The sequence below is a fragment of the Phenylobacterium sp. genome, from assembly GCF_036723115.1.
Classification (GTDB): domain Bacteria; phylum Pseudomonadota; class Alphaproteobacteria; order Caulobacterales; family Caulobacteraceae; genus Phenylobacterium.
Genome location: NZ_DAIMHV010000210.1, coordinates 1 through 3,405, shown reverse-complemented (window position 1 = coordinate 3,405; position 3,405 = coordinate 1). Strand labels below are relative to the sequence as shown.

Here is a 3,405-nt window from a genome sequence, read left to right as displayed (position 1 = left end):
GCGGCCACGCCCTGGTGGCCCTGAACGTCCCGGCCACCGACCCGGTGCACAAGGCCACCATCATTCCCCGCGGTCGCGCGCTCGGCATGGTCATGCAGCTGCCCGAACGGGACCAGCTCTCCATGTCCTATGAGCAGATGACCTCGCGCCTGGCGATCATGATGGGCGGCCGGGTGGCCGAGGAGATCATCTTCGGCAAGGACAAGATCACCTCCGGCGCCTCGTCCGACATCGACCAGGCCACCCGCCTGGCCCGGGCCATGGTGACCAAGTGGGGCTTTTCCGACGAGCTGGGCGTGGTCGCCTATGGCGAGAACCAGGACGAGGTCTTCCTGGGCCATTCGGTGGCCCGGTCCCAGAATGTCTCCGAGGAGACCGCGCGGGTCATCGATGCGGAGATCAAGCGCCTGGTCCAGTCCGGCTGGGACGAGGCTCGCCGCATCCTGACCGAGAAGGTCGAGGACCTGCACAAGCTGGCCCAGGCCCTGCTGGAGTACGAGACCCTCTCCGGCGACGAGATCGTCAATGTGCTCAAGGGCGTCCCGCCCAAGCGCGAGGAGCCCGACAGCCATCGCACGCTGGGTCCCGCCGTGGCGGTGCCGATCTCGCCCCGCCCGGGCCCCGAACCGGCCTGAGGCGCAGCGGACGAAAGCAGATCACGGCCGGACCCACAGGTCCGGCCGTCTTTGCGTCACCCTCAGTTTTTTTCCAGAAGCCGCGCGGCCTCGCGCACCACCTGCTTGCCCCAGCTGGTCAGGTCCGGCCGCTGCAGCTTGTCCAGCGCCGCGCGATGGGCCTCCTCGCCAAACCGACGGCGCAGGTAGAAGGCCTCGTCCTCGGCCTCCTGCATCAGCCGGCGTCGCCGCCGAAAGTACCGGATTGGATCGATAACCACGCTCTACCCCCGTGCGCGACGCCCCCGGCGCACATACGCTTCGGCCCCAGGCCCTACAGCAATAGAGTTACGGTTTTTGGGTAATTTGACGTCGTTGGAGCTTCACATATGACCCAGATTGGGCTCGAGCGCCCAACAACCGGGCCGATGATCGCCCTTGAGGCGCCCGCCAGGGCGGCGCCCGAAATCATGGGTATCGTGAACGTCACCCCTGACAGTTTTTCTGACGGCGGCCGCCATGACGCCCCGCAGGCTGCGCTGGCCCATGCGCGCCGCCTGGCGGCCGAGGGGGCCACCATCCTGGACATCGGCGGCGAGTCCACCCGGCCCGGCGCCCCGCCCGTGGATGAAGCCCTGGAGATGGCCCGCGTCCTGCCGGTGATCGGCGCCCTGGCCGCCGAGACGCTGGGCGTGATCTCCATCGACACCATGAAGCCCGCCGTCGCCCGCGCCGCGGTGGCCGCCGGGGCCGGAATCTGGAACGATGTCACCGCCCTGCGCCACAGCCCCGCCTCGGCCGACACGGCCGCCGAGCTCGGCTGCCAGGTGGTGCTGATGCACATGCAGGGCGAGCCGCGCACCATGCAAGTCGCCCCCCACTATGACGACGTGGTGGCGCAGGTGTGCGATTTCCTGGCGGCCCGGGCGGAGGCGGCGATGCAGGCCGGCGTGGCGAGGGACAGGATCTGGCTCGATCCGGGGATCGGCTTCGGCAAGACGGTGGCGCACAACCTCGCCCTGCTGGCCCATCTGGACCAGGTCTGCGCCCTGGGCTTTCCCGTGCTGCTGGGGGCCAGCCGCAAGCGGTTCATCGCCGCCCTCGATCCCCAAGCCCAGGACCCCGAGGCCCGCGCGCCGGGCTCCATCGCCGCGGCCCTGGCCGGGGCGGCGGCGGGCGTGGCGGCGGTGCGGGTGCATGATGTGGCCCAGACCGCTCAGGCCCTGCGGGTCTGGGGCGCGATCGAGGCGGCGCGCGCCTGAGCCCCCTCAGTCCAGGCCGAAGTGGCGATAGAAGCTCTCCACCGGGGCGCTCACCAGCAGGGGGCGCAGGGGGAAGATGCGCCAGGGGGCTTCGGGGGCGATCTCGTCAAAGCGGGCGCGGAAGGCCTCGCGCAGCTCGGGTTTCACGCCGCCGGCATGAGTGAGGAACTGCCCCCAGCTGGAGGTTCCGGTCAGGCGCACCACCTCGGCTGTGACGGGTCTGGCCGTATAGTCGGCGGGGAACAGCCGGCGATAGGCTTCCGTATGATAGAGCCAGGAGGCGCCATGGACCTCCGCGGCCTCCGGGTGGCGGCGCTGGAGGTGGGCGAACATGGCCGTCAGCTCGGCTCGCCGAGCGGCCATGCGCGCCCGCGACAGGGGGCCGCCTTCGGTGGTGGACGCCTCGCGGTTGTTGAAGTGGATGCGCACCACCCCGTCCGATCGCGGCTCCAAGGCGAAGCAGCCGAAGCGCACCTGGCCGGCGAGCGGCGGTTCGTCCGGCGCGGCGGCCAGGGCCACCAGCGTCCAGGCGAGGCGGTCCCTCGGATGGCGGGCGGCGTCCAGCCCCCCGGCGAAGGCCAGCCAGCCGGCGCCAGGCGCCTCGGCGACCTCGCCCAGGGCCAGGCGGCGATGCAGATTGGTGAAGCGGCGCGTGGCCTCGCCCAGGGGCAGGTCGGCGCGTCGGGCGACCGCGTGCGCGAAGTCCAGCTGCAGGGCGTAGTAGTCGGCCAGGCGCTCCACCTCGGCGCGGCGGGGGCCAGGCTCAGCCACGGCCGACGAAGGGCATCTGGGTGGCCATGACCGTCATGAACTGCACATTGGCCTCCAGGGGCAGGTCGGCCATGAAGACGACGGCCTTCGCCACCTCGGCCACATCCATCATGGGTTCGGGCTTCAGCGTCCCATCGGCCTGGGGGACGCCGCGGGCCATGGCGGCGGTCATCTCGGTGGCGGCATTGCCGATGTCGATCTGGCCGCAGGCGATATCATAGGCGCGGCCGTCCAGGCTGGTGGAGCGGGTGAGGCCGGTGATGGCGTGCTTGGTGGCCGTATAGGCTGCTGAGCGCGGCCGGGGCGCGTGGGCCGAGATGGAGCCGTTGTTGATGATCCGCCCGCCCCGGGGGGATTGCGCCTTCATCAAACGAAAGGCCGCCCGCGTGCACAGGAAGGCGCCGGTGAGGTTCACGTCCACCGCCCGCCGCCAGGCCTTGAGCGACAGGTCCTCCAGCGGGACAGGCGGGGCGCCGGTCCCGGCGTTGTTGAACAGCACGTCCAGCCGGCCGAAGCGCTCAGCCGCCGCCTCGAACAGGCCCGCCACCTGATCCTCATCGGTGACATCAGCGGGGTGGATCAGCACCTGATCGGCCGGCCAGCCGGCGGCGGTTTCCGCCAGCAGTTCGCCACGGCGGCCGGTGAGGACCAGGCGGTAACCGGCCGAATGCAGGGCCCGGGCGCTGGCCCGGCCGATCCCGGTTCCGGCGCCGGTGACCAGGGCGATCTTGGGCGGAGGCGATGGCGTGCTCATGGGG

Annotated in this window: 4 protein-coding genes and 1 pseudogene; 2 read left to right on the top strand and 3 right to left on the bottom strand. The window is 71.1% G+C overall.

The genetic code is table 11. The features are described 5' to 3' along the window. Positions 1 to 635: pseudogene (locus V7D28_RS14525) on the top strand (ATP-dependent zinc metalloprotease FtsH); the annotation flags it as partial. Positions 636 to 697: 62 nt separating this feature from the next. Here the strand turns inward: V7D28_RS14525 and V7D28_RS14520 are convergent. Continuing rightward, complete coding sequence (locus V7D28_RS14520; protein ID WP_333588097.1) at positions 698 to 895, bottom strand: hypothetical protein; 198 nt, start codon at positions 893 to 895, stop codon at positions 698 to 700. A gap of 189 nt (positions 896 to 1,084) precedes the next feature. On the opposite strand from V7D28_RS14520, the gene folP reads away from it, so the two are divergent. Then, entirely contained in the window at positions 1,085 to 1,876 is a 792-nt protein-coding gene (gene folP / locus V7D28_RS14515; protein ID WP_333588096.1) for a dihydropteroate synthase, read from the top strand. Between the two features lie 6 nt (positions 1,877 to 1,882). Here the strand turns inward: folP and V7D28_RS14510 are convergent, their stop codons facing one another. Further along, positions 1,883 to 2,647: a hypothetical protein gene (locus V7D28_RS14510; RefSeq protein ID WP_333588095.1), complete on the bottom strand. Its 765-nt coding sequence runs from the start codon at positions 2,645 to 2,647 to the stop codon at positions 1,883 to 1,885. Then, on the bottom strand, positions 2,640 to 3,405 hold a 766-nt coding region (locus V7D28_RS14505; RefSeq protein WP_333588094.1), incomplete at its 5' end, for an SDR family oxidoreductase. The genes V7D28_RS14510 and V7D28_RS14505, both read right to left, overlap by 8 nt.

Bases quoted from the DNA above. Each gene is read 5' to 3' on its own strand.
- folP (WP_333588096.1), top strand. From the start codon at position 1,085: ATGGGTATCGTGAACGTCACCCCTGACAGTTTTTCTGACGGCGGCCGC.